22 protein-coding genes and 1 pseudogene are annotated in these 25,824 nt (G+C 65.1%); 16 read left to right on the forward strand and 7 right to left on the reverse strand.

Features of this window, described 5'->3' with window-relative positions; all coding sequences use genetic code 11:
- Nucleotides 1–351 precede the first annotated feature (351 nt).
- On the forward strand, nt 352–8,673 hold the full coding sequence (locus tag XH96_RS17015) for an ExeM/NucH family extracellular endonuclease (RefSeq protein ID WP_194393465.1): 8,322 nt from the start codon (nt 352–354) through the stop codon (nt 8,671–8,673).
- A 431-nt stretch (nt 8,674–9,104) separates the two neighbouring features.
- A complete protein-coding gene (locus XH96_RS17020) occupies nt 9,105–9,713 on the forward strand; it encodes a cysteine hydrolase family protein (protein WP_194393466.1) in 609 nt (202 codons plus the stop codon).
- 142 nt (nt 9,714–9,855) lie between these two features.
- Here the strand turns inward: XH96_RS17020 and XH96_RS17025 are convergent.
- Both XH96_RS17025 and XH96_RS17030 read right to left on the reverse strand, forming a co-directional pair.
- A pseudogene (locus XH96_RS17025) lies at nt 9,856–10,427 on the reverse strand (hypothetical protein).
- Nucleotides 10,428–10,439: 12 nt separating this feature from the next.
- On the reverse strand, nt 10,440–11,615 hold the full coding sequence (locus tag XH96_RS17030) for a zinc-dependent alcohol dehydrogenase (RefSeq protein ID WP_194393467.1): 1,176 nt from the start codon (nt 11,613–11,615) through the stop codon (nt 10,440–10,442).
- A 167-nt stretch (nt 11,616–11,782) separates the two neighbouring features.
- Between XH96_RS17030 and XH96_RS17035 the strand changes: the two genes are divergently transcribed.
- Complete coding sequence (locus XH96_RS17035; protein ID WP_194393468.1) at nt 11,783–12,565, forward strand: SDR family oxidoreductase; 783 nt, start codon at nt 11,783–11,785, stop codon at nt 12,563–12,565.
- A gap of 336 nt (nt 12,566–12,901) precedes the next feature.
- On the opposite strand, the gene XH96_RS17040 is transcribed toward XH96_RS17035, so the two are convergent.
- Both XH96_RS17040 and XH96_RS17045 read right to left on the reverse strand, forming a co-directional pair.
- Complete coding sequence (locus XH96_RS17040) at nt 12,902–13,114, reverse strand: hypothetical protein (protein ID WP_194393469.1); 213 nt, start codon at nt 13,112–13,114, stop codon at nt 12,902–12,904.
- Nucleotides 13,115–13,165: 51 nt separating this feature from the next.
- A complete protein-coding gene (locus XH96_RS17045) occupies nt 13,166–13,570 on the reverse strand; it encodes a response regulator (protein WP_194393470.1) in 405 nt (134 codons plus the stop codon).
- A gap of 85 nt (nt 13,571–13,655) precedes the next feature.
- Between XH96_RS17045 and XH96_RS17050 the strand changes: the two genes are divergently transcribed.
- From XH96_RS17050 to XH96_RS17065, 4 genes are all read left to right on the forward strand, one after another.
- On the forward strand, nt 13,656–14,663 hold the full coding sequence (locus XH96_RS17050; RefSeq protein ID WP_194393471.1) for a chemotaxis protein CheB: 1,008 nt from the start codon (nt 13,656–13,658) through the stop codon (nt 14,661–14,663).
- 10 nt (nt 14,664–14,673) lie between these two features.
- Nucleotides 14,674–14,940: a hypothetical protein gene (locus XH96_RS17055; protein WP_194393472.1), complete on the forward strand. Its 267-nt coding sequence runs from the start codon at nt 14,674–14,676 to the stop codon at nt 14,938–14,940.
- Nucleotides 14,941–15,265: 325 nt separating this feature from the next.
- The gene (locus XH96_RS17060; protein WP_194393473.1) at nt 15,266–18,436 is read left to right on the forward strand and encodes a CheR family methyltransferase; all 3,171 of its coding nucleotides are present in this window, start codon (nt 15,266–15,268) and stop codon (nt 18,434–18,436) included.
- A complete protein-coding gene (locus XH96_RS17065; protein WP_194393474.1) occupies nt 18,436–19,194 on the forward strand; it encodes a Crp/Fnr family transcriptional regulator in 759 nt (252 codons plus the stop codon). The genes XH96_RS17060 and XH96_RS17065 overlap by 1 nt, the downstream gene beginning before the upstream one ends.
- A 73-nt stretch (nt 19,195–19,267) precedes the next feature.
- On the opposite strand, the gene XH96_RS17070 is transcribed toward XH96_RS17065, so the two are convergent.
- Nucleotides 19,268–19,459, reverse strand: a complete 192-nt coding sequence (locus XH96_RS17070) for a hypothetical protein (protein ID WP_194393475.1) — start codon at nt 19,457–19,459, stop codon at nt 19,268–19,270.
- A gap of 298 nt (nt 19,460–19,757) precedes the next feature.
- On the opposite strand from XH96_RS17070, the gene XH96_RS17075 reads away from it, so the two are divergent.
- Nucleotides 19,758–19,940, forward strand: coding sequence for a hypothetical protein (locus XH96_RS17075; RefSeq protein WP_194393476.1), 183 nt, complete (start codon nt 19,758–19,760; stop codon nt 19,938–19,940).
- A gap of 132 nt (nt 19,941–20,072) precedes the next feature.
- The gene (locus XH96_RS17080; protein ID WP_194393477.1) at nt 20,073–20,273 is read left to right on the forward strand and encodes a hypothetical protein; all 201 of its coding nucleotides are present in this window, start codon (nt 20,073–20,075) and stop codon (nt 20,271–20,273) included.
- 163 nt (nt 20,274–20,436) lie between these two features.
- Here the strand turns inward: XH96_RS17080 and XH96_RS17085 are convergent, their stop codons facing one another.
- Nucleotides 20,437–20,721 carry a hypothetical protein gene (locus XH96_RS17085; protein WP_194393478.1) on the reverse strand — a complete coding sequence of 95 codons (285 nt, stop codon included), beginning with the start codon at nt 20,719–20,721 and terminating at the stop codon, nt 20,437–20,439.
- A 278-nt stretch (nt 20,722–20,999) separates the two neighbouring features.
- Here XH96_RS17085 and XH96_RS17090 point away from each other — a divergent pair, with 278 nt between their 5' ends.
- The 6 genes from XH96_RS17090 to XH96_RS17115 all read left to right on the forward strand — a co-directional run bounded on the left by XH96_RS17090 (nt 21,000) and on the right by XH96_RS17115 (nt 24,066).
- The gene (locus XH96_RS17090) at nt 21,000–21,209 is read left to right on the forward strand and encodes a hypothetical protein (RefSeq protein ID WP_194393479.1); all 210 of its coding nucleotides are present in this window, start codon (nt 21,000–21,002) and stop codon (nt 21,207–21,209) included.
- Nucleotides 21,209–21,409, forward strand: coding sequence for a hypothetical protein (locus XH96_RS17095; RefSeq protein WP_194393480.1), 201 nt, complete (start codon nt 21,209–21,211; stop codon nt 21,407–21,409). The genes XH96_RS17090 and XH96_RS17095 overlap by 1 nt, the downstream gene beginning before the upstream one ends.
- Before the next feature lie 62 nt (nt 21,410–21,471).
- A complete protein-coding gene (locus XH96_RS17100) occupies nt 21,472–22,548 on the forward strand; it encodes a flavodoxin family protein (RefSeq protein ID WP_194393481.1) in 1,077 nt (358 codons plus the stop codon).
- Nucleotides 22,545–23,447 carry an NAD(P)/FAD-dependent oxidoreductase gene (locus tag XH96_RS17105; RefSeq protein ID WP_246790112.1) on the forward strand — a complete coding sequence of 301 codons (903 nt, stop codon included), beginning with the start codon at nt 22,545–22,547 and terminating at the stop codon, nt 23,445–23,447. Before XH96_RS17100 ends, XH96_RS17105 begins: the two co-directional genes overlap by 4 nt.
- Nucleotides 23,448–23,537: 90 nt before the next feature.
- Nucleotides 23,538–23,867 carry a four-helix bundle copper-binding protein gene (locus XH96_RS17110; RefSeq protein WP_194393482.1) on the forward strand — a complete coding sequence of 110 codons (330 nt, stop codon included), beginning with the start codon at nt 23,538–23,540 and terminating at the stop codon, nt 23,865–23,867.
- A 10-nt stretch (nt 23,868–23,877) separates the two neighbouring features.
- Complete coding sequence (locus tag XH96_RS17115; RefSeq protein WP_194393483.1) at nt 23,878–24,066, forward strand: hypothetical protein; 189 nt, start codon at nt 23,878–23,880, stop codon at nt 24,064–24,066.
- 19 nt (nt 24,067–24,085) lie between these two features.
- On the opposite strand, the gene XH96_RS17120 is transcribed toward XH96_RS17115, so the two are convergent.
- Complete coding sequence (locus XH96_RS17120; RefSeq protein WP_194394163.1) at nt 24,086–25,024, reverse strand: GlxA family transcriptional regulator; 939 nt, start codon at nt 25,022–25,024, stop codon at nt 24,086–24,088.
- Nucleotides 25,025–25,116: 92 nt separating this feature from the next.
- Here XH96_RS17120 and XH96_RS17125 point away from each other — a divergent pair, with 92 nt between their 5' ends.
- The gene (locus XH96_RS17125) at nt 25,117–25,803 is read left to right on the forward strand and encodes a DJ-1/PfpI family protein (protein WP_194393484.1); all 687 of its coding nucleotides are present in this window, start codon (nt 25,117–25,119) and stop codon (nt 25,801–25,803) included.
- The last annotated feature ends 21 nt before the right edge of the window (nt 25,804–25,824 follow it).

Consider the following 25,824-nt stretch of genomic DNA (forward strand, 5'->3'; position numbering starts at 1 on the left):
CCTTGGTTCGGAAGTTCGGCCGCGCAGGCCGCCAATCGAAACCTCGCGTGGTCACCTCTCGCGGCGGGCTGATCGAGCTCAAGCGCGATGACTCATTGGCGATTGCTGCCGGCCGAGAGGTCGAGCGCGCCGCCTGTCGCAAGACGAGTCGTTGGTTCGCACGGTCTTCGGCGCTTTTTCGTGTCGCGACTTCACCGGCCCGTTAAGAAGCAGTCACCGATCTGTTGTGGTCGGCGTTCTATCAACGCGCATTGACGATCCGTTAACCATCGGCCGTCCGGACCGCGCCCTTACGCATGCCGTGAGGCGGCGATCCGCGACGTCTTCTCTCAAGCGCTGGAGTGGCGATACATGTCGACGACCCCTCATGTCCTGGCGAATGGCGATTTCCTGCAGGATTGGTCCAACACCGGCCTTATCACGACCAACGATGACTGGTCGGGGGTCGCATCGATCGTCGGCTATCTCGGCAACGATGTCGTTTCGACCACCGGGGTGGACGCGCGCACGGCGACCGGATCGTCGTCGGGAGATGTCGACGTCGTCGCCAACCAGACCAACACCGCCATCACCAACGGCGGTGTGGCCGAATTCCAGATCGCCGACCCGACGGTGGCGCTGAACGGCTCGAACAGTGCGGATGCTCCCAGCCTCGTGATCCATCTCGACGCTACCGGCCGCAAAGATGTCCGGCTGAGCTTCAACGCGCGCGACCTCGACGCCGGCACGGACGACTCCGCGCAGCAGATCAACGTGCAGTACCGGCTCGGATCGAGCGGGGCGTGGACCAACGTTCCGAGCGGTTTCGCCGCCGACGTCACCACCGGCGGTACCGCGACCCAGGTGACGCCGTTCGATCTGCTGCTGCCTGCCGACGTCGATGGCCGCAACGACATCCAGGTTCGCATTCTCACCACCAATGCCGTCGGCAATGACGAGTGGGTGGGTATCGACGACATCCGCGTCACCAGTTCGTCCGGATCGTCGATCGAAGCTCAGCACGTCGCCTTCGCGCCGGACTCGCTCACGGTGTCGCATGACGAAGGTGACAGCGGCCCGACCGTCTATCAGTTCACGGTCGAGCGCAGCGGCGGCAGCACGGGCGACGTCGCGTTCTCGGGAACGATCGCTTCGGCACAGACCGATGCGGCCGACTACGTCGGCGGCAAGCCGGTCAGCTTCAGCGGCAGCATCGCGGCGGGAGAGACGTCCGCGGTCGTGACCGTCACCGTCGCCGGCGACACCGACAATGAGGCGAACGAGAACTTCACGCTGACGCTGCAGGACGTTTCGAATTCGGCGGCCGTGACCACCACGATCGGCAGCGCCGCGACGGCGACCGGCACCATCGTCAACGACGACGTCGGCATTACCAAGATCAGCACGATTCAGGGCAGCGGAGCCAGCAGCGCCATGGTCGGCGAGACTGTGACCGTCGAAGCCATCGTGGTCGGCGACTTCCAGAACGGCGATGCCGACGCCAACCGCAATCTCAACGGCTTCTATCTCCAGGAGGAGACCACCGATTCCGACGGCAACGTGCTGACCTCCGAGGCGATATTCGTCTACGGCGGCGCCACCGACGTCCAGATCGGCGACCGGGTGCGGGTCACCGGCTCGATCAGCGAATATTTCGGCCTGACCGAGCTCACCGCCAGCAACATTTCGGTGGTCCAGGCCGGCGCGGTGGCCGACGTCGACGCGATGGCGGTGCAGATCGACCTGCCGTCGATGGGCACCACGCTGAGCCAGGACGGCGACTACCAGCCCGATCTTGAAGCCTATGAAGGCATGCTGGTCACGATTCCGCAGACCCTGACCGTCACCGAGCAGTACAATCTCGACCGGTTCAACGAGATCAAGCTGGCGGCGGGCGAACGGCCCGAACAGTTCACGCAGGAGAACGCGCCCGACGCCGCCGCCTACCAGGCGTATCTGGCCGAGCTCGGTGCCCGCACCATCACCTATGACGATGGCCTGAACGTCCAGAACGCCGCGATCAACAACCTCGACGGCTTCGATCCGAACGACAACCCGTCCGCCACGCCGAACTACGGCACCGACGACGCGGTCCGGATGGGTGACACCGTCACCGGTTTGACTGGCGTGCTCGACTATCAATGGGCCGGCAACTCCGCCTCGGGGGCGACCTGGCGGATCCGCGCGGTCGAGGATGGCGCCAACACCTTTGGAGCCGGCGACAATCCGCGCACCGATGCGCCGGAAGACGTCGGCGGCCGCCTGAAGGTGGCGAGCTTCAACGTGCTGAACTACTTCACCACGCTAGACAATGGCGGCACCACCGCGATCGGCGAAGCGCCGCGTGGCGCCGACAACGCCGCGGAGTTCGCGCGTCAGACCGAGAAGCTGGTCGCGACCATCCTCGACATGGACGTCGACGTGCTGGCGCTGACCGAGCTAGAGAACGACTTCTCCGCTGCATCCTCCGGCAACGCGATCAAGTATCTGGTCGAACAGCTCAATGCCGTGGCTGGGGCCGGTACCTATGCCTGGGTCGATCCCGGCCAGCAGTTCGTTGGCGGCGACGCCATCGCGGTCGGCTTCATCTACGACACCACCGCGGTGAAGATTGCCGACGGTACGACCGTCGAGACCCTCAACGACGCCGATCTGCCCGGCCTCGGCCTCGCCGGCCTGCTCGGGCAGAGCACGGTCGGCGCGGTGTTCGACGGCGAGAACACGAGCCGCAACGCGATCGCGGTGACCTTCGAGGAGCTTGCGACCGGCGAAACCTTCACGGCGATCGCCAACCATCTCAAGTCCAAGAGCGGTACCGGCTCCGGCGCCGATTCCGATCAGGGTGACGGTCAGGGCAACTGGCAGAACCAGCGCGAGCTGGCCGCCACCGCGCTGACCGCGTGGGCGGCGAGCGATCCGACCGGCTCGGGCGATCCGGACGTGATGCTGCTCGGCGACTTCAATGGCTACGCCAAGGAGCAGTCGACCGCGCTCATTGAGAGCGCGGGCTATGAGAATCTGCAGGACCGCGAGGACGGCGCTTATTCCTATGTGTTCGACGGCCAGACCGGCACGCTCGACTATGCCTTCGCCAATGCCAGCCTCGGCGCGCAGGTGTCCGGTATGACCACCTGGCACATCAACGCCGACGAGGCCGACGCGCTCGACTACAACACCGACTACGGCCGCGACACCTCGATCTTCGACGGCGACGCCCCGGTCCGGGTGTCCGACCACGATCCGGTGATCGTGGGCCTCAATCTCGGGGAGCAGGAGCCGACCCCGGCTTACACGCTGCAAATCCTGCATGCATCGGACTTCGAGGCGGGCCTGAACGCAGTTGATCGCGCCGGCAACTTCGCGGCGATCGTCGACTATCTCGAGGAGACCTACGAGAACTCGATCACGCTGTCGTCGGGCGACAATTTCATTCCCAGCCCATTCTTCAGCGCCGGCAGCGACGGCTCGCTGAAGGAGGTCTACGAAACCGCGCTGGAGACCTACTACGGCCTCGCTGCCGGGACGCTGAACATCTCGCCCGGCTTCGGCACCGCCGACATGGCGATGCTGAACATCATCGGCGTACAGGCCTCGGCGATCGGCAATCACGAATTCGACGCCGGCACCAAGGCGTTTGCCGACATCATCAAGCAGACCGCCGGCTATCCCGGCGCGCAGTTCCCGTACCTCGCGGCCAATCTGGACTTCTCGGCCGATGCCAATCTCGCCTCGGTCTACACCGGCACGATCCAGGATGCCGACGCCTACACCGGCTTCCCGCCGGAGGCCGGTATCGGCAAGAAGATCGCGCCGGCCACGATCATCGAGGAGAACGGCGAAAAGATCGGCGTGGTCGGCGCGACCACCCAGATCGTGCAGAGCATCTCCTCGACCGGCGGCGTCGAAGTGATCGGCGACAATGTCGATGACATGGCGGCGCTGGCGGCAATCCTGCAGCCGACCATCGACGGTCTGCTGGCTCAGGGCATCAACAAGATCATCCTGGTCAGCCATCTGCAGCAGCTCGCGCTCGAAAAAGCGCTGGCGCCCCTGCTGCACGGCGTCGACGTCATCGTCGCCGGCGGCTCGCACACGCTGCTGGCGGACGAGACCGACGCGCTCCGTGCCGGCGACACCGCTGCCGACACCTATCCGATCGTCACCGCGAACGCCGACGGCAAAACCACGCTGATCGTCAACACCTCCGGAGAGTACTCCTATGTCGGACGGCTGGTGGTCGATTTCGATGCTGAAGGCAACGTGATCTACACCGCCAACACGGCGGTCAACGGCGCCTACGCCAGCACGGAAGAGGTGGTCGCCTCGCTGTACGACGGCAACACCACGGTCGATGTCGACGATGACGGCGACGTAGATGCCGACGACGCCGATCCGTTTGCCGACGGCGGCCGCGGCGATCTGGTCAACGACATCGCCCAGGCGGTGGGTGGCATCATCGACGTGCAGGACGGCAACACTTTCGGCAAGACGGACGTCTATCTCGAGGGCCGTCGCAGCGAGGCGCGCACCGAGGAGACCAACCTCGGCGACCTCTCCGCCGATGCGAACCTGTGGTACGCCCAGAAAGTCGACCCGACCGTGCTGGTTTCGATCAAGAACGGCGGCGGCATCCGCGACTCGATCGGCTACGTCTATGCGGTCGGCGGCGAAGCGGTGGAGAGCCCGCCGCTGGCGAACACCAGCGTCGGCAAGGAAGCGGGCGAGGTGTCGCAGCTCGATATCGCCAACTCGCTGCGCTTCAACAACGCGCTGTCGATGGTCACGGTGACCGCGGATCAGCTGCTCGAGGTGCTCGAGCACGCGGTGGCGGCGACCACCGCGACCGCGACGCCCGGCCAGTTCGCCCAGGTCGGCGGCATCGCGTTCTCGTTCGACAAGGATTTGCCGGCCGGCAACCGCGTGCAGTCGGCAGCGCTGATCGATGACAACGGCAACCCGGTGCTGGCGCTGGTCGCGAACGGCGAACTGGTGGTCGATCCGGAGGTGGCGATCCGGGTCGTGACCTTGAGCTTCCTGCTCACCGGCGGCGACGGCTATCCGTTCGCGAGCTTCATCGCGGCCAATCCCGCCTTTGCCAACGTCGTCAATCTGTCGCCAGACCTGGTTCCGGATGCGGGGCAGGGGGCGAACTTCGCCGCCGAAGGCACCGAGCAGGATGCCTTCGCCGAATACATGGCGGCGAACTACTCCGACACGCCCTACGACGTCGCCGACACCGACCGGGCGCACGACGAGCGCATCCAGAACCTCGACTATCGTCAAGACACGGTGCTCGAAACCGAGGCCCTGGTGCTGGTCGGCGACGACGGTGACAACGAACTCACCGGCGCGCTCGGTGACGACGTCCTCAACGGCCTCGGGGGCGACGACGTCCTCGCCGGGCTCGGTGGCGACGACCAGCTCGATGGCGGCGAAGGCGATGATACCCTGTCCGGCGGCGACGGCGACGACACGCTGCTTGGCGGTGCAGGCGACGACACGCTCGACGGTGGCGCTGACGACGACCGGCTGGTGGGCGGCGACGGTGACGACACCCTGACCGGCGGCGAAGGCGACGACGTCCTGGTCGGCGGCGAAGGCTACGACACCCTGCAAGGTGGCGACGGCAACGACGAGCTGGTGGCTGGCGCCGGCGACACTGCTGAAGCCGGTGAAGGCGACGACCTCATCATCGTCTCCACCGACGATCCCGCGCCGACTTTGATCGACGGCGGCGCCGGCAACGACACCGTCAAGCTGATCGGCGGCGGCACGGCGGAAGTGATCGCCACGCTCAATGTCGAGAACCTGCTGGTGGCTGCAGGCACCTGGTCGGTGGCCGGATCGGCATCGTACGACGCCGTGACGATCCAGGGCGACGCGACGCTGGCTTCGAGCCTCGTTGTGGACAACAACGACCACGTCGCCGTCGATGCCGGCGGCGCGCTCTCGGTGTCCGGCAACGCGATCGTCTGGCAGGGCGGTGGCAACGCGGTCATTGACAATGCCGGCGAGATCTCAGGTTCGACCCGTGCGCTCACCACCACGGCGGGGGCGACCGGCTCGGTGACCCTCAACAACCAGGCCGGCGGCGTCGTCCGCGGCGCGCTGACCCCGGAACGGGCCGGTCACACCGACGCGACCATCACCGTCAACAACGCCGGCGTGATCGAAGCGAACGGCCGCGTCCTCGATTTCCGTACCTTCGACAACAACGGCGCGTCGGCGGTGATCAACAACCTTGCCGGGGGCGTCATCCGCCAGCATGGCAGCGATACCGACGTGATCCGCCCGGGCACCGACGGCGTCGTCAACAACTGGGGGACGATCACGACGGATCCGACATTCGTGGGCGGAGGCGATCTGATCGACGTCCAGAGCGACACCGGCGGCAAGGTCAACAACTATGCCGGCGGCTGGATGGAAGCTTCGCGTCATGCCGTCACCGGTGACAATGCCGTCACCGTCATCAACAGCGGCACGATGATCGGCCGCAACGGGTCCGCCGTGAACTTGGACACCGACGGGTCGCTCGCACAGAAGGCCTTCATCACCAACCATGGGGTGATGGAAGGCCGCTCCGCCGAACTGGCCGACTCCGATGGCGACGCCATCGACGTCGATGGCTTGGTGCAGGTGCTGAACTATGGCCGAATTGCCGGCCTCGGTGCCGAGGGCTATCACGACGGCGAACCGAACGTGTCCGAAGCGATCGCGATCGGCGGCGGCGAGATCGTCAACAGCGCCACCGGCGAGATCTATGGCTATGGCCGGGCGATCCAGGTCGACAACTCCAGCAACAGCAACGCATTGGGGGCGACGACCATCGTCAATGACGGTCTCATCCAGGGCGACGGGCACGGACCGGAAGGGGTTTCGCCGGCGGACGCTGCCCGGTTCGACCTCCGCGGCAACGAGGCGATCAACCTCGTCGGCGACTACGAGGACTTCGTCGGCAACAACAGCACCGGCCGGATCGTCGGTGGCATCTCGATGGGCGGCGGCCGCGACACCCTGAACAACTCGGGGTCGATCGTTGCGACGGGCGGTTCGGCGATCGACATGGGCGCCGGCAACGACCAGGTCAACCTCTACGTCGGAGGCACGGTGACCGGCACGATCCTGCTCGGGGTCGGCGACGACGTCGCGCTCTCGACATCCGCGGGCGGCTTTGTCATCGATGGTGGCGATGGCAGCGACACCATCGCCATGGACTACACGTATGGCGGCGATGACGTCCTGTTCGGAGGCGCAGGCAACGACTACATCTACGCCGGCGCCGGCAATGACCAGGTCGATGGTGGTGCCGACAACGACACGTTGTACGGCAATGACGGCGGCGACCTGATCAAGGGCGCAGCAGGTGACGACATCATCGACGGCGGCGCCGGGACCGACACCGCGACCTTCTCCGGCGCGATTGCCGGATACGCGATGACGCTCAATGCCGATGGCTCGATCAACATCGCTGATCAGGTCGGCACCGACGGCACCGACACGCTCGGCAACATCGAGGAACTCGGCTTCGCCGACGGCACCTGGAAGCTGCGTATCGGAACCGGCGGCAGCGATACGATCGTCGGCGGCCTCGGCAACGATCTGGTGTTCGGCGGCGCCGGCGACGACACCTTCATCGGCGGCGATGGTCTGGATCGTTACGACGGCGGCGACGGCGTCGACACCATCGATTACAGTCACATCCTGTTCGAGCTGACGATCGACCTCGACTCCGGGCTTGCCTACTATCCCGGCTATCTCCCCGGCGCCGACCATCTCGCCGGGATCGAGAACGCGGTAGGCACGGCGTTCGGCGACACGCTGATCGGGTCGGCCGGAGCCAACACCCTGAACGGCGGCCTCGGTGACGACCTGCTCGTCGGCGGCGCCGGTAATGACGTGCTGCTCGGCGGCTTCGGCGACGACGTGCTCCGAGGCGGTGCCGGTGACGACACCATCGACGGCGGCTGCGGTCAGGATCTGCTGGATCTGTCCGACGCCACCGGTGCGGTCACGATCAACCTGGTGTCGGGCACCGCGACCGGTGCAGGCATCGGCACCGACCACTTCAGCGGCATCGAGGGCTTCGTGCTCGGTGCCGGTGCAGATCATCTGACAGGCGGCAACGGCGCTGATATGTTCGATGGCGGAGCCGGCAACGATGTCATCGCCGGTGGTGCCGGCAATGACACGCTGCGCGGCGGCGAGGGCGACGACGGCGTCGACGGTGGCTCCGGCAACGACGTGATCGAGGGGGGCGTCGGCAAGGACACGTTGAAGGGCGGTTCGGGTGTCGATACCATCTCCGGCGGCGACGGCGACGACAACATCGATGGCGGCTCCGAGAATGACATGCTGAATGGTGGTGCCGGCAACGACACCATCAAGGGTGGCTCGGGTGCCGACATCCTCGCGGGCGATGCCGGCAACGACATCCTGTCCGGCGGCTCGGGTGCCGACGTGTTCATGTTCGCCGCCGGCTTCGGCAAGGAGACCATCACCGACTTCGCCACCACCGGTGCCTCGGCCGATGTGCTGCAATTCTCGAGCAGCCTGTTCTCGAACTTCGCCGAAGTGATGTCGCACACCACGCAGGTCGGCAACAACGTCGTCGTGACGCTCGATGCCGACAACACCGTGACGCTGGCCAACATGCAGATGGCCTCGCTCGCGGCAGACGATTTCCGCTTCGTCTGATCCATCGCCGGCTGAACCGAGCCACGGAACGCAGGAGCGTTCCGTGGTTCTTCGCGAAGCGCCCCGACACTTCGCCGGTGGGGCAGGAGAGGATTGTCGTCCAAATTCAGATTGCGCGAAATTCTGGCCGTCCAATCGCGCGTCCCATTCAGAACAGTGTCCGTGAGCTCGAAGGTGTCGTCCGCCTGTTGCGTCAGCGATCGGGCCGGATTGGCCATGTGTTTGAGCGGCAGCGCTCGAGGTTAGTCTTGGCATCCTGCCGTGGCCGCGGGGGGCGATGCGCGATCGCCGGGATGAGAGCCGTGCATGGATGCCCGTCCTGCGTCCCGTCATGACGCGCGAGCCGGTGCGAGGTTGCGGGCGCCTAGGAACTTGCGATGGCATTTCGGGTTTTGGGTGCGGGGCCCGCAATCGGTCAGGGATGGAGGACGATGAGGGACAGCACATCGGATGTCGCCGACATCAGAGACGCCGTTCACTTGTGCATCGACATGCAGAACATCTTCGCTCCCGGCGGCCTTTGGGCGACGCCCTGGATGGAGCGTGTCCTCCCGACGATCGTTTCGGTCGTCTCGCGCAATCCGGCGAGAACGATGTTCACGCGCTTTATCGCCCCGCAGGATCCGGAGGATCGTCCGGGGCAGTGGCAGAGCTATTTTCGTCGCTGGCACCAGGCGACCCGCAGGCATCTGCCGCAGTCCGCCCTCGAGCTTGTGCCGTCCTTGAACCGCTTCGTTCCGCCGGCGGCCGTCATCGACAAACCGGCTTATTCGGCCTTCAGCAATCCCGGTCTCGCGAGCCTCCTGGTCGAAAAGAAGATCGGTACTGTCGTGATATCAGGCGCGGAGACGGACGTCTGCGTGCTTTCGACGGTCCTGAGCGCCGTCGATCTCGGCTTCAGGGTCGTCATCGTCGAGGACGCGCTGTGCAGCTCGTCGGACGTCGGGCACGATGCGCTCATGACGATGTATCGCACTCGCTTTCACGGCCAGGTCGACCTGGTGACAGCGGAAGAGCTGGCCGACTTCTGGCGGGAGTAGGAAGCGAAGCGGGATACGATCCGCAAATCGCGAAGGCAATGCGCACCCGGTGCCCTTTGAGATGGGTCAAGCGACGGCGGTCTCGGCCGTCACCGAGGCTCGAGCGCGATGATCACGCCTTCGTTGCCCCGGAGCCGTTTCGTCACGGAACCCGGCGCTCATCGCCTTGCTTCACCTCGTTATGCCCGGCATGCGCTGCGATCTGCCTTGCCGCAGTTCGGACGCTCTCGATGCCCTTGGGGAAACCGCTGCGGCTCGGATAGAGCTTGCGCCGTGCATCGCGCGGCGGGCGGCGGGGCTTGGTGTCCTGCGCGGCGCGGTAGTCGAGCATGGCGATGCCGCCGACCATCAGCAGTGCGAGCGCGATATTGCCCTTCTTGGGATTATCCGACGTCAGCCCTGACAGCAGCGCGGCGGCATCGAGGCCGTCGCCGCCGACACGGGCCCACAGGCCGGCGTTCTTCTCGACCGAGAGCGACATGATCCCGGCCATGATCTCGCGTACGCCGAAGGCGCGCACCAGCGTCTCGCGGCCTTCCATGCCCAGCGTGCGCGTGACGCGCCTTGGCGCGAAGAGCTCGACGACACCGAGGCCGATGCTGAACCAGCCGAGCGCGCGCGCGCGAGCTGGTCCGCGGGCTGCTTCAGGCTCGGTCCGCCCTCGATGATCTTCGGGTCGCCCTTGGTGCGCACGATGTTGGAGAAATGAAACATGGATTTGCTCCTTCAGGGCTTCAGCACGACCTTGACGCAGGAATCCCGCTTGTCGCGAAACACCTGGTACATCTCCGGTCCCTGTTCGAGCGGGACGGTGTGGGTGATGACGAAGGACGGGTCGATCTCGCCGTCTTCGATGCGGCGGAGCAGGTCGTCGGTCCAGCGGTTGACGTGGGTCTGGCCGGTCCGCATCGTCAGGCCCTTGTTCATGAAGGCGCCCATGGGCAGCATGTCGGACAGGCCGCTGTACACGCCCGGCACGGAGATGATGCCGCCGGGACGGCAGACATAGATCATCTCGCGCAGCACGTGAGGCCGGTCGCTCTCCGCCATCACCATCTGCTTGGCGCGGTCGAGCAGGGTGTCGGGCAGCGAAGCCATCACATGCGATTCCATGCCGACGCAGTCGATGCATTTTTCCGGGCCCTTGCCGTCGGTGAGCTCGTTCAGCCGCCCCACCACGCTCTCGGTCTCGAAATTGATCGTGGTGGCGCCGCCGGCCTCGGCCATGCTGAGCCGCTCGGGCAGGCAGTCGATCGCGATCACCTGGTTGGCGCCGAGCAGGATGGCGCTGCGGATCGCCATCTGGCCGACCGGGCCGCAGCCCCAGATCGCCACCGTGTCGGTCGGCTCGATATCGCATTGCACGGCGGCCTGCCAGCCGGTCGGGAAGATGTCGCTGAGGAACAGCAATTGCTCGTCGGGGATGCCTGCGGGCACCTTGATGTGGGTCGCGTCGGCATAGGGCACGCGCAGATATTCGGCCTGGCCGCCGGGATAGCCGCCGGTGAGATGGGTGTAGCCGAACAGGCCAGCCGTGCCGTGTCCGAACACCTTGTCGGCCAGATGACGCTTGCGGTTCGTGGTCTCGCAGACCGAGAAATTACCACGCTTGCACTGGTCGCATTCGCCGCAAATGATCGTGAACGGCACGACGATTCGGTCGCCCTTCTTCAGCTTGCCATCGACGCCCGGGCCGACCTCGACCACTTCGCCCATGGTCTCGTGGCCCATGATGTCGCCGGGCAGCATGCCGGGAATGAAATTGTGGAAGAGGTGCAGGTCGGAGCCGCAGATGGCGCAGCTCGTGACCTTGATGATGGCATCGCGCGGATCCTGGATCTCCGGATCGGTGACGGTGTCGCACCGGATGTCCTCCTTGCCGTGCCAGACCAGCGCCTTCATCGTCCGTCCTCCCGGTTTGAACCACGTGGCATCCAAGTCCAGGAATGAACGATGGTTGCTATCGCCCCGCGCAAATTCTTCGCACTGCGCAAATAGGAACGAGGGAGCAGGGCGGCGATTGAGCGTCATCACCTCAATTCCAAGACCCGGATTTCAAGGATGTGCGCATGCCCGCCAATCAACTCGCCGTCGTCACAGGCGCCTCAACCGGTATCGGCCTGGAACTCGCCAGGTGCTGCGCCCAGGCAGGATTCAACCTCGTCATCGCAGCGGACGAGCCTCAGATCGAAAGGGTTGCCGTCGATCTGCGCCGGCTCGGCGGCAGCGTGGAGCCGGTCGAGGCCGATCTCTCCACCACCGAGGGCGTCGACAAGCTCTGTGACGCCGTCGCCGACCGGCCGATCGATGCGCTGCTGGCCAATGCCGGCATCGGTCTCGGCAGGGCCTTCCTCGACCAGGACTTCGCCAGGGTGAGACGCCTCATCGACACCAACATCACCGGCACGCTGTATCTGCTCCACCGCGTCGGCAACGAGATGCTTCGCCGCAATGCGGGCCGGATCCTGATCACCGGCTCGATCGCCGGGTTCATGCCGGGCAGTTTCCAGGCCGCCTACAACGCCAGCAAGGCGTTCCTCGATTCATTCTCGTTTGCGCTGCGTGAGGAGTTGCGCGACAGCGGCGTGACCGTCACCTGCCTGATGCCGGGTGCGACCGAGACCGAATTCTTCCGCCGTGCCGGCATGATGGACACCAAGGTCGGCACCGAGACGAAGGACAGCGCGTTCGACGTCGCCAAGGCCGGATTCGACGCAATGCTGCGCGGAGAGTCCGACATCGTCACCGGGTTGAAGAACAAGGTCCAGACGACCGTCGCCAACGTCACGCCGAACGAGGTGCTGGCCAAGCAGCACCGCAAGATGGCGGAGCCGGGCACCGCGCGGTCATAGGGCAAGGCCGGCGCAGTCTCGCGGAGGGGCGCCAACCGTCTTGCGGACGGCAAAGGAGACCGCCGATTCACATAGCCTAATGCGCAGCGGCCTCGAAACCGTCAATTTGTACGGGCTGAAAACAAAAAGGGGCTGCGATGGCGATGGATCGCATCGAGCAGGCCTTTGTCGCGACTGCGGTCACGGGTTTTCTCGTGATGATGGTGGCAATTATCTGGATGGTGATGAGCTGAACCGGGGGAGCTTGCCGTCTTGCGCGTGGCGCTACCTTACGCCGCGGTTATCCTGTGCCTGGCGGTGACCGCCTGGATTGCTTTCGCGCATCTGCTCTGATCGTCAATCGGGCGTGCCCTCAAATGAGCGGGCGCGGCCCGCCATCTGGCTGTCCCGGTGTGGCGGCTTGCGGCGGTCTTGCGCCAGCTCATCGCGCAGGCGCAGCCCGCTCACGAGATGGTCGGTGCTGCGCAGCAGTGCCATGCCCTCGCGCACCAGCTCGCGCGACTGGCCGAGCAACTGCCTGTCGACGTCGGTATCAGGTGTGTAGATCATCGAACGTCACTCTCCAATGCGAGAAGTGGGGAGGACGTGCCGCGTTGCACGTCATGCACGCCGGTCGCCGACGAGCCCCGCCAGAGTCTGCGTCATGGCCACGATATCGATCGGCTTTTCCCAGAGCGGTACGTCATGGAATTCCGGCGCGATGCTGACCTTGTCGTACCCGGTGGTGAAGACGAAGGGCACGTCGCGCACCCTGAGCTCCCTGGCGATCGGAAAGATCATCTCGGTCCGGATGTTGACGTCGAGCACGGCGCCGTCAAGTGCTGCATCCCCGTGCAGCATCGCCGTCGCATCCTCAATGTCTCCGACGGGCCCCGCGATCTCCGCGCCGAGTGTGCGCAGCGCAGCACCGATGTCGTCGGCGAGAAAATATTCGTCCTCGACCACGAGGATGCGGCGCCCTGCCAGGGGCGCGCGCTGACGAGACGATGCGAGCGAACCGGACATGATCCCTCCAGCAATCCCTCAGGCAAATAGGAACATAAGACTTGAACCCAGTTTGGTGCAAACGATGCAATCGGGGCCAGGTTCCATGAGCAATCGCGACGTCATCGTTATCGGCGGCTCGGCTGGAGCCACGCAGCCGCTGAGGCAGATTCTAGGCCGTCTGCCCGCGGACTTGCCGGCCGCCGTCTTCGTCGTGCTGCACATTCCGGCGCAGGGCATCGGCATTCTCTCGACGGTCGTCGGCAGTGCCGGCCCGCTTCCGGCCCGGCAGGCCGAGAACGGCATGACAATCGAGCCCGGCCAGATCTATCTGGCCGCACCTGACCATCACCTGCTGCTGTCCGGGGATCACATTTTCCTTGGCCGTGGCCCGCGCGAGAACATGGTCCGTCCGGCAATCGATGCGTTGTTTCGTTCAGCGGCTCTTTATCACGGCCCGCGCGTGATCGGCGTGCTTCTCAGCGGGCTGCTGTCCGACGGCGCGGCCGGCCTTGATGCCATCAAGCGCTGCGGCGGGATGGCAGCGGTGCAGGACCCCTCGGACGCAATCTCCGACGAGATGCCGCGGCGCGCAATGGGGGCGACCACGGTCGACCTCTGCGTTCCCGGCGCCGCCATGGGTGACATGCTGACCGAACTCGTCAGGGAGTCGGCCGGAGCCGCGCTGCCGATCCCGCCCGAGATCAGGCTCGAGGTCGAGATTGCGGCCGGAGGGCGGATCGGAAGCGACAAGCTGATCTCGGTAGGAGACCCCGTTGCACTGACATGTCCCGCCTGCGGGGGTGTGCTGTCCGAGGTCAATGATGCCCGTCCGATGCGCTTTTACTGCCAGGTCGGCCACGGTTTCACCGCCGATGCGCTTGCCAAGGAGCAGGAAGGGCGCGTCGACGAAGCGCTGCGCGTGGCGCTGCGGATCATAGAGGAGCGCGCGGAGCTGGTGCAGTGCATGGCGGCCGACGGCCGGCGCAGCGGCCGGGCAGCCGTGGTCGAGATGTACGAGGCTCGGGCGCTCGAATACCGCGAATATGCCGACATGATCCGACGTGCCGTGCTAAAGTCGCTCGACCCTTCCGTAGGCAAACGGGAGGCCTGAAGGCATTGCCATGGCCATCTCCCTTGCCGAACGCACTGCGCAGCTCGATGCCGAGCAACGCCTCCTGGTGAAGGCGGATCGGGACATCGAGGAGGGATGGCAGCGCGTCCGGGATCAGGAAGATCGGTTGCGTGAGCTGCTGGCCGGCCGACACGACACGTACCAGGCGGAGCGGTTGGTCAGCCTGCTCAAGCAGACTCTGGTCGAATGGGAACGCCACCGTGTCCTGATCGCGCAGCGGGTCGAGTATCTTCGGCAAGAGGTCGAGGCTGGTTAGGAGAGGTGGCTGGCCTGCTGAGCTCTGCCCTGGGCTCGACCAGGGCATCGAGCAGCCGCTCGGCGTACCGGCGCCGGCGGTCGATCTCAGGCGGCGGGCGTCCGCGCCGGCGCGATCGGCGAGTCTGATCAGAACGGTGAGTTCCACGGACATCGATATCGCGGGTTCCCACCGCTGTGTGACGAGTATGGAGCTGTCGGCCGGAGCTGACGACGGAGGCTAAGGGACGTTTCTGCGTTTGATCTGTTGGGGTAATATCGATCTCTGCTATTTGCAGGAGCCGGGTGCCTATCGGTCCGGCGCGCGAACGAGAGCCACAAGAGCCATGAATGAAGTCGGCGATCAGCCGGTCCAAGGAGAGCGCCAGATCAAGACTCCTCTGATCATAGGTGTGGGCGCTTCCCCGGGCGCCCTGGACAGCATCGAGCGCTTTTTTGCCAGGCTGACCGTAGGCGCCGATCAGGCGATCGTGCTGGCGCTTCAGCACCACGAGGCTCTCGACGAGCCACGGCTGCGCGGGATCGTGCAGGGGTCCAATGGCGGCAAGGTTGCCGACATCGGCGACGGCCACGCGATCGAGGGTGGCACGATCTATCTGTGCCCGCCGGCGATGATCACCACGATCCAGGGCGACCGGTTCGCAATCCGCAAGGCGGAGCAGGCACCAGGCGAGCACGCCAACATCGACACGTTCCTGGTCTCGCTGGCGGAGGAACGCGCCGAGCAATCCATCGGCGTCGTTCTTGCCGGGACCGGTGGTGACGGTACGCTCGGCACGGCGGCGCTGAAGGATCACGGCGGTCTGTCGATCGCAGAAAGGGTCGCAGGCCCGCAAGAGGCCGCGCATCTGGACGACGGCAACACGCCGGCTTCGATCGCTGACTACGTGCTGCCGCCGGAAGAGATCCCCGGGCACATCCAGGTCTACGCCCGTCACCTGCGGCGCCTGGACGAGAAGCAGGGATTCGACGAGGTGCTGGCCGGGGCGGCGGCCTCGCTGTCGCGAGTTGCCGACATCCTTCGCGCCAAGACCGGCAACGATTTCCGCGACTACAAGCAGAACACCTTCCTGCGCCGTGTGCAGCGGCGCATGCAGGTGATCCAGATCGACGATATCGACGCCTATGTCGATTTCCTGCGCAACGACAAGGACGAGGCCCAGAACCTCTTCAACGACCTCCTCATCGGCGTCACCGAGTTCTTCCGGGACAAGCGCGAATTCGAGGTGCTGGAAACCCAGATCATACCGCAGATATTCGAGGGCAAGGGGGCGGCGCAGCAGGTTCGTGTCTGGGTGCTCGGTTGCGCCACGGGTGAGGAGGCCTATTCGATCGCCATCCTGCTGCGCGAGCATATGGCGAGGATGGATGTCGCGCCGCAGGTGCAGATCTTCGCCACCGACATCGATGGCCGCGCGCTCGCCGCCGCACGGGTCGGCCGCTACCGCACCAATATCGAAGCCGAGATGACCAGCGAGCGCCTGGCGCGCTGGTTCGTGCGCGAGGGCGACGCCTATTGCGTGGTGAAGGAGCTGCGTGAGATGTGCATCTTCTCGCAGCACAACGTCATCAAGGACGCACCGTTCTCCAAGCTCGACCTCGTCTCCTGCCGCAATCTGCTGATCTATCTGAATGCCGAACTGCAGAACCGGGTGATCCCGCTGTTCCACTTCGCGTTGCTGCCGGACCGCTACCTGTTCCTCGGAAATTCCGAGAACGTGACGCGGCACCCGAAGCTGTTCGTGCCTGTCGACCGCCGGGCGCGCATCTTCAAGAAGCTGGAAACCGGAACGCGGCTGCCGCCGGAGTTTCCGATCACGACGACGGCGGGCAGGGCGCTGGCCGAGGTCTCGCCCGTGCGCTCGTTCGCCTCCGATGTCGGGCTGGAGCGCCGCGCGCAGCGCGTCGCGGAGCGCTATGCGCCTGCCTATGTCATCACGGATGACAATTTCCACATCCTGCATTTCTCCGGACGGACCGGCCGCTACATCGAGCCGACGGCGGGCGCCGCCACGCTCGACCTGCTCCAGCTCATACACCGTGACCTCCGCCTGGAATTGCGCACCGCGCTCAGCCGCGCCGCCGAGGCCAACGAAGCAGCCCATGCCGAGCAGGTGCAACTCGGACAGAACGGCCACCGCGTGCTGGTCGATATCACCGTGGAGCCGGTCCAGGAGGGCAACGGCGGGCAGCGCAATTTCGTAGTCCTGTTCAAGGATGGTCCGGCCCGCGTCGACGATGCCATTCAGAGCAATCCGAATGCGCTGGTGCGCACCGAGCACGTTGAGCGCCTCGAAAACGATCTGCGCGCCACACGCGAGCGCCTCCAGGCGACGATCGAGGAGCTGGAGAGCAGCAACGAGGAGCTGAAATCCTCGAACGAGGAATACCAGTCGCTCAACGAGGAGCTTCAGTCTGCAAACGAGGAGCTGGAGACCTCGCGCGAGGAATTGCAGTCGGTCAACGAGGAGCTGACGACCGTCAACGGCGAGCTGGCGCACCGTGTCCAGGAATTGACGCGCGCCACCAGCGACCTGAAGAATTTCCTCGAGAGCACACAGATCGCGACTGTGTTCCTCGACAACGATCTGCGCGTGATGAACTTCACGCCAGCAGTCGCGCAGATCCTGCATCTTGTCGAGACGGACACGGGCCGGCCCATGGCCCACATCAAGGCGCGCATCCCGATCGAGGAGCTCTATGACGACATCCGTCGGGTGCTGCGCACGCTCGCCGGCGTCGAACGCGAGCTGAGCGCGCCGGACAGCGGCACGCGTTACATCGTGCGCATCCTGCCCTATCGCAGCATCGACAATTTCATCGCGGGCGTCGTCCTCACTTTCGTTGACGTGACCGCCATCACCCGTGCCGAGGAGCGCCAGCGCTTGCTGCTGGCCGAGCTCCAGCACCGCGTTCGGAACACGCTCGGTGTGGTGCGGTCGATCGCCCGCCGCTCGGCGGAGACGAGTTCTACCGTCGAGGAATACGCCTCTCATCTCGACGGCCGGCTGAACGCCTTTGCCCGCACCCAGGCGCTGGTGACCCGCGATCCCGAAGGTGGCGTCGATCTCGAATATCTCGTGATCGAGGAGCTCCTTGCCTACAATGCCCGCGAAGGCGAGCAGATGCGGGTCTCGGGGCCGAAGGTGCGCTTCCAGCCCAAGGCGGCGGAAACCTTCGCGCTCGCGATCCACGAGCTCGCGACCAATGCGCTCAAATACGGCGCCCTGAGCCAGCCGGCCGGGCGCATTGAAGTGACCTGGCGCGTCGATGAGAGCACCGAGCCGGCGGAGCTGATGTTCGAATGGCGGGAGCGCGGCGGGCCGCCCGTGGCTCCGAGGCCGCGAAAGGGATTTGGTACCGAGCTTCTGGAGCGCACGCTGGCATTCGAGTTGAAGGCGCAGACGATGATGACATTCAATCCTGCCGGGCTGCAGTGCACCATCATCATTCCCCTGAGCAAGCGTGCCTTCCACACACCCGTGGTGGCCGCCTGATGCCCTTGTCGACGGCTGAACGCAGCGTCGCAGAGCCGGTCATTCGCCGGCTGAGCGCGCTCAGGCCATTGTCGACCGCAGCCCGCGCATCGCTCGAATATGCCATGCTCGAAGGCCTTCACCGCGCCGGATCTGGCGAGGACCTGATCTCCGAGGGCGACCCGGTCGACAGCGTCCGCCTCGTGCTGTCGGGCTGGCTCTGCCGCTACAAGACGCTCGAGGACGGCCGGCGCCAGATCGTCAACTTCATCTTCCCGGGGGAGAGCTGCGACGCGCATGCGTTCCTTCTCTCGGTGATGGATCATTCCATCGCGACGATGACGCCGGTGGTCTATAGCGAGATCAAGCGCGCGCGATTCGAGAGCCTGATGGCCAGCGATCGCTCGCTCGCGGAGGCGTTCTGGTGCGAGACCCTCGTCAACAACGCCATCCAGCGCGAGTGGGCTATCAATCTCGGTCGCCGCATTGCGCTCGAGCGCGTGGCCCATCTGTTCTGCGAAACGTTCGAGCGGCTTCGCCCCGTCGGGATGGTCGACGGCAATTCCTGCGTCATGCCCGTGACGCAGATGGATCTTGCCGATGCGACGGGACTGTCTGTCGTTCACCTCAATCGGACTCTTCAGGAGCTGCGTGCGTCTGGTCTGATCATCCTGCGCGAGCGGATGCTGACCGTTCCCAATCTCGATGCGCTCAAGGATGCGGCGCTGTACTCGCCGAGCTATCTGCAACTGTATCGAGCGGCTGAAGCGACGCGGTGAGGCCGGCGTTCTTTCGCTTGGACGCGTTTCGTCGGTGACACGCGCTCAGCGCAGTAAACCGTCCTGCTCGCAATCATGCCTTGCGACGCTGTCCGTCCAGCGCATCGTCACCTTGCTCGCTTGGAAAAGGCTCGTGCGTCTGTCGGCCGAGAAACGTATCCGGCTGGGGAAGCTCCAGAACCTTTCGCGCCTTGCGGATGGCCTCGCGAACCTGCGCCACGTGCTTCTGATCGGACTGCAATGGAAAATGAGTCTGCTTCGCCATCAGGCGCTCCCAGGGTCATGCAGGCGGGAGCGCCATTGGTCTCTCAGCCACCAGCGCCTACGGGCAGTGCCTCGGCTGATGATGCAGTGACCGTACACCTGACGCGGCGTTTCGGCCAACGAAATCGGGGAATGTGCCGGTCGATTTCCGCTCCGGCCGCTGCTTCCTGGTTGAAGAGCCGTCCGAAACGGTTGTGAACGCTTGATCCAGGTTAGTCGGCGAAGCTTTTTTGAGCGCTTGGCGCGATTTGAGTAACTTATGCAAGAGCGCGACCATGAACTTCGATGCATGATGGCGGATGCCCGACGCCCTGTTTGCCCGCGCCACACGTGCTATCGAAGAGAGCCGCGCCCTCCGGGAGCAGCACAGAAAGGCTGCGGGCCAATATGGCGAAACCGTCAACGATTTGCGTTTGGCCATCATGGACAGCGCGATGCTGCGCTCGGAGATCAAGGCGCGCCGGGACAACGAGGAACCGTAGCTCCGATCTTTTCACGGACGTGCGCAACCGTTCCCCGTCCGGAACGTTGATCGTCGGTGAACCTGTGCGGCTGGGCCGCCGACGTCAGAACGCGACGGCGCGCTCGACCTCATGCACCAGGGAGAACGCCTGATGACGGCGCGACATCGGTTCAAGCATGTAGAGACCCTGGAAGCGCGCCTCGCCGCCGAGGCGGAGCGGCTGCGTGAACAGGCCAGCTCGCTTCCGCCCGGAGTGGCCCGCGAGGAGATGTTGCGCAAGGCGCGTCAGGCGGAAGCGGGATCTCAGATGAGTGAGTGGCTGAGGTCACCGGGCCTGCAGCCGCCGGACTAGGCGTTGCGACCGTCAGCGTGCAGCCTGTCAGGCTGCACGCGCCGGGAACGGGTTAGATGTCGGCGCGTACCAATGCGCTGGTGTCGTGGGCAGAAACCGGAAAAATGAGCACCACGTCCATCGTTCCTCGTTGCGTCCGGTTGTCACCCGGCGGTGCGGGAGATCAACGCCGCTTCGCCGCTTTGGTTCGCCGGTTGTAGGGCGAGCGGTTCACGGGCCTCAGCGAAATCCCTTCGCGTTGCGCCTTGCTGCGGATGGCCGCGACCGGGCGCTGAAGCTTGATGCTCATCACGCCGGTCGGCGTGTTGCCTTTCGCAAGCTGCTTCAGCTTGCTCACATCCGCCGGCGTCCACCGCTCGTGCGCGCGGCGCTTGTAAGCGGGATTTGCCTTGCGCGGTCCCTTGCGGCCGATCGGCGAGCCCGAGCGTTTCCATGCTGCTTTTGCCATGATGATCCTCCTTCAAGTCGTTCTTGAACATGCGAATCAGCATTTCGGTTCCGGCGCAGTGCGGATCGATCGGTCGTGCGCCTGTCGCGCGCGCAAAATCGCGCGGCGTTAACTTATTGAAATGCCGGAACCGCAAGTTGCGGCGGAAGCTGCCAATGCGCTTCCGGAACTGGGTCGCCCCAACGGCAGCGACTTGACTGACGAGCAACCTGGGCCCCGGCGCCAACCTCCCGCCGGGGCCAGCTTTCTTCCATCCGAAATCCAATGTGAATATCCAAATGACCGCCAAACGTAACCGCAGGAAACAGACCCAATCGCTCCAGGAGCGGTTGGCCGCCTTTGCCGAGAACGCCCGCGAGCGCGCGCGCAGCCTGCCGCCCGGCAGGGAACGCGAGATGCTGCTGCGGCGCGCCAAGCAGAACGAGATGACCTCGAACCTGACAGACTGGCTGAGCGCACCCGTCTCTCCAAGACGGGAACAACCGTAATGGGGAGCATCAAGCATTACCGCGCATTCCAGATCGATCCGGATGGCCACGTGTTCGGATGCATCAATCTGGTCTGCGACGATGACGAGCAGGCCAAACGCGAAGCGGCCGCGCTCATGCGGGTCCACCGTATCGAGCTGTGGCGGCTCGACCAGCGGATTGCGCAATTCGATCTGCCGCGGGAGGCTGCTCGCCAGTAGAGCTGCGGGAACCGCGGGCTGCGCGCCGGGTTGGTCGATGACCGACTTCGCCAGGAGCCAGCATGACGGAAGCCGACGTTCGCAAGGGGATGCCGCCCGTCAAGCTGTCGCGCGAGGAGTTCGAGCGGCGCTACAAGGGTCAGTTCGTCGATCCCGCCTTTGCCCCGCTGCAACGTGAGCTCGATGCCATCACCGCTGCGGCCTGGGACGCCTACAGCCATTCGCGCAAGGCGCCGTTGACGCGGAAGGCCGGGACAGGCTTCTCCGACCCCGACTATGATCTTGCCGTCGACTGGCTCGAGGCGCGCGCAAAGATCCTGGAAGCGCAGCGGCGTCACGACGATGCGCGCGAGACGCCGCGCATCCTCATCATCAACGGCTCGGCCCGCAGCGAGCACACCTGTCCCGGCGAGATGTCCAAGACCTGGCGGCTGGTCAAGCTGGCCGAGCCCGTCTTTATCGAGATGGGATTTGCCGTCGACATCCTCGATCTGTCGCGCCTCGCCTCGGAATTCGGCAAGACCATCCACCTCTGCAAGTCCTGCGTCGGCACCGCCATGCCGCTCTGCCACTGGCCGTGCAGCTGCTATCCGAACCATTCGCTGGGTCAGACCGGCGACTGGATGAACGAGATCTATCCGCTCTGGGTTGCCGCCCACGGCATCCTGATCGCGGCTCCGGTGCACTGGTATCACGTGCCTGCCGGGCTCAAGGCGATGATGGACCGCATGGTCTGCGCCGACGGCGGCAATCCCGATCCGACCTCGACCCACGGCAAGAACGCCACCGAAGCCAAGGCGATGGAGCTGAAGGGCTGGCCCTATCCGCGCCATCTCGCCGGCCGTCATTTCGGCGTCGTCGTTCACGGCGATGCGGTCGGCGCCGAGGGCGTGCGCCGGGCCTTGTCCGACTGGCTGACCGACATGCAGCTGATCTCGGCGGGGCGCTTCGCCGAGCTCGACGGCTATGTCGGCTACATGGAGCCATACGCCACCTCGCATCGCGATCTCGATGAGGACAGGGAATTCCAGCAGGAGGTGCAGAATGTGGCGCGCGCGCTGGGCAACGCGGTCCGGCTTGCAAGGAGCGGGCGCCTCGAGGAGCCCGGTACGGGTCTTGCGGACCCCAACCCGAAATGACCGGCGCGATGCCACTCGATTGCCTGATCGTCGGAGGCGGTCCGGCCGGGCTGATGGCCGCGATCTATCTGGCGCGATTCCGCCGCAGCGTCTGCCTCGTGGATGCGGGCGCGAGCCGGGCGGCGCTGATCCCGCGCAGCCACAATGTCCCGGGCTTCGTCCACGGCCTGTCCGGTACTGAACTGATCGAACGGATGTCGGTCCAGCTGGACGAGCTCGCCGTCCCGCGCGTAGACGCCGAGGTCACTGGCCTGCAGCGACACGATCAGGGTTTTCTGGCGAGCTGGAATGGCCGGGCGCATGCGGCCGCTGTGGTCATTCTCGCCTGCGGCATCGTCGATACCCATCCGCCGTTCGACGAATGGCGCACTGCCGTTGCGGATGGGCTGTTGCGCTACTGCCCCGTCTGCGACGCCTTCGAGGCGTCCGGCCGCCGCATCGGCGTCATCGGCCCGCTCTCGCGCGCCGCGGGCAAGGCGCTGTTCCTGCGCGGCTATTCGAAAGACGTCATGCTGCTCGCAACGGATCGTGATGACGATCAGGCGGCGACGTCACGATTGGCCGAGGCGGATGTGGACGTCCTGTTCGCGCCCGATCTGCGTCTGCGGCGGAGAGGCGAACTCGTGGAAGCCGTCTTCGCCAACGGCCGCACGGCGCAGTTCGACACTGTCTATCCCGCGATGGGTGCGGAGGCGCGCTCGCAGCTCGCGGTGTCGCTGGGCGCCAAGCATACCGGGGAGGGCTATCTGAAGGTCGACGACCAACAGCGCACGTCGATCGATGGGCTTTACGGCATCGGCGACGTCGTCACCGACCTGCACCAGATCGCGGTCGCGTTCGGCCACGCGGCGGTTGCCGCCTGCACGATCCACAACAGCCTGCCGCAGCGCTTTGCATAGCCTGTCCCGTCTCAATCGACCGGAACCTGGAACGAAGCGCGTTGCTCCGCTTTGGTCGACCGAAAGGGGGCGCGCAATTGGAGACAACCGATGGCTCAATCCGAAGACATGATCCGCTGCATCGATCTCTGCATGAGCTGTTACCGGACATGCCTCGGCACGGCGATGAACCATTGCCTCGAGACCGGCGGCAAGCACGTCGAGCCGAAGCATTTCCGCCTGATGATGGCCTGCGCCGAGATGTGCCGGACGGCTGCGCATGTCATGCTGATCAACACGCCGCATCACCGGCATACCTGCGCTGAGTGCGCCGAGATCTGCAACGAATGCGCCGAGGATTGCGAGCGGATCGGCGGCATGGACGAATGCGTCGCGATGTGCCGCTCATGCGCGCAATCCTGCCGCGCGATGGCGGCCTGAGGAGGCGCCGATGCTGGAAGAGAAGCTCAAGGAAGCGATCGTTGGCGAGTTGCAGCGTCAGGCCGCCGACCGGCCGCAAGCGCTGAAGGTCCAGCGCGTGGGAGACGCGGAGGGCTCGGAGGAGCTGACCGTCAACGGCAAGATCGACCTTGGTGCGCTGGTCATGGTGATCGCAGGATCGGTCGCGGGCGGGCCCTAGCGCCGGTCGACTGCAGCTCTCATGCAGTTCGGGCGGAACGCCGCAGGGACTTCGGCGGCTGACCGAATGCGCGGATGAAGGCTCTGCGCATCCGCTCGGGGTCGCGAAAGCCGGTGGCTTGAGCGACGCGCTCGATCGCCTCTCCGGAGGACTGCACGCGCTCCCGTGCCACCTCGACCCGCAAGCGCTCGACGGCCTTCGTTGGCGTGGATCCGGTTTCGGCGATGAAGGAGCGGACGAAATGCCGTGAACTCAGGCCTGCGCGCTCGGCAAGTGCCTCGACCGTGAGAGGCGCATCCAGATTCTCGCGCACCCATGAAAGAAGGTTGCCGAAGCGCCCGTTCGGCGTCTTCAGTTCGAGCAAGGTCGAGAATTGCGATTGTACGCCACTGCGGCGATGGTACAGCACCAGCTGCCGAGCGGTCGCTTGCGAAATCTCTTCGCCGTGGTCCTCGGCGATCATGGCGAGCGCCAGATCAATTCCTGCGGTGATTCCGGCCGATGTCCACACGCCGCCATCGCGGGTGAAGATCTGGTCCGGCTCGAGCCGGACTTTCGGGTACCGTCCGATGAAGTCACGGGTGCAGGACCAATGCGTGGTCGCGCAACGACCATCCAGGACTCCCGCCTCGGCGAGCAAATAGGCCCCCGAGCAGACGCTGGCCAGACGCACGCCGCGGCGCGCCAATCTCTGAATGAATGCGATCGTCGTCTTGCAGCGCGCCGCGTCCTCGACGCCTTCGCCACCTGCAACGAAAAGCGTCGTGACCGAGCTTGCCGATCGCAAGCTGCGCGCGAGCATCTCGGTGCCCGACGAACTGCGCACGGCGCCGGCCTTCGTGGCAACCGTTATCACACGCGGCGCGTGCGGCGTGTGGCGTCTTGCGATCTCGAACACCGATATCGGGCCGGCGGCATCCAGCAACTGGAATTCGGGAAAGATCAGGAAGCCGATCATGAACGCGTCCAAAAATGAGGGAATTACGCCGTTTCCGCTCCCAAGGCCAACATGGCAGGCTGCCACCGTCAAGCGCGATGTCGAGGTTGGATATGTCGGGTCCGTTACAGATCGGTCTTCTGGTTTTTCCCCGCGTGACCCAGCTCGATCTCACCGGTCCCGCCCAGGTCTTCTCCAGCCTGCCTGACGTGACGGTGCATCTGATCTGGAAACGCATCGAGCCCGTGCCGAGCGATTCCGTGATTGCGCTGACGCCGACCGTCACCTTCGCCGATTGCCCGCAACTCGACGTGATCTGCGTCCCGGGCGGCTATGGCACCGACGAACTGATGCTGGACGAGGAGGTGCTTGCGTTTCTGAAAGCGCAGGCGCGGGGCGCGAAATATTTGACTTCGGTCTGCACGGGTTCGCTCGTTCTCGGTGCGGCCGGTCTCCTGAAAGGATATCGCGCGGCCACGCACTGGACGGCGACCGATGCATTGCCGCACTTCGGAGCCGAGGTGTCGCGCGAGAGGGTCTGCATCGATCGCAATCGCATGACGGGCGGCGGCATCACCGCCGGAATCGACTTCGCGCTCACGCTGGTTTCGATGTTGAGAGGCCGCGCGGCTGCGGAAATGATCCAGCTGCGCATGGAGTACAATCCGGTACCGCCTTTCCGAGCCGGTTCGCCGGATACCGCACCGGCGGCGATCGTTGCTGCGATGAAGGAGCTGGTCGCGCCCGCGCAGGCGAGGCGTCTGGAGTTCGTCAGGAGAGCCATTCATCAGGAGGGATAGCGCGGCGTTTCGAGGCAATCA

Origin of the sequence: Bradyrhizobium sp. CCBAU 51765, from assembly GCF_015291725.1 — a bacterium.
Lineage (GTDB): Bacteria > Pseudomonadota > Alphaproteobacteria > Rhizobiales > Xanthobacteraceae > Bradyrhizobium > Bradyrhizobium liaoningense.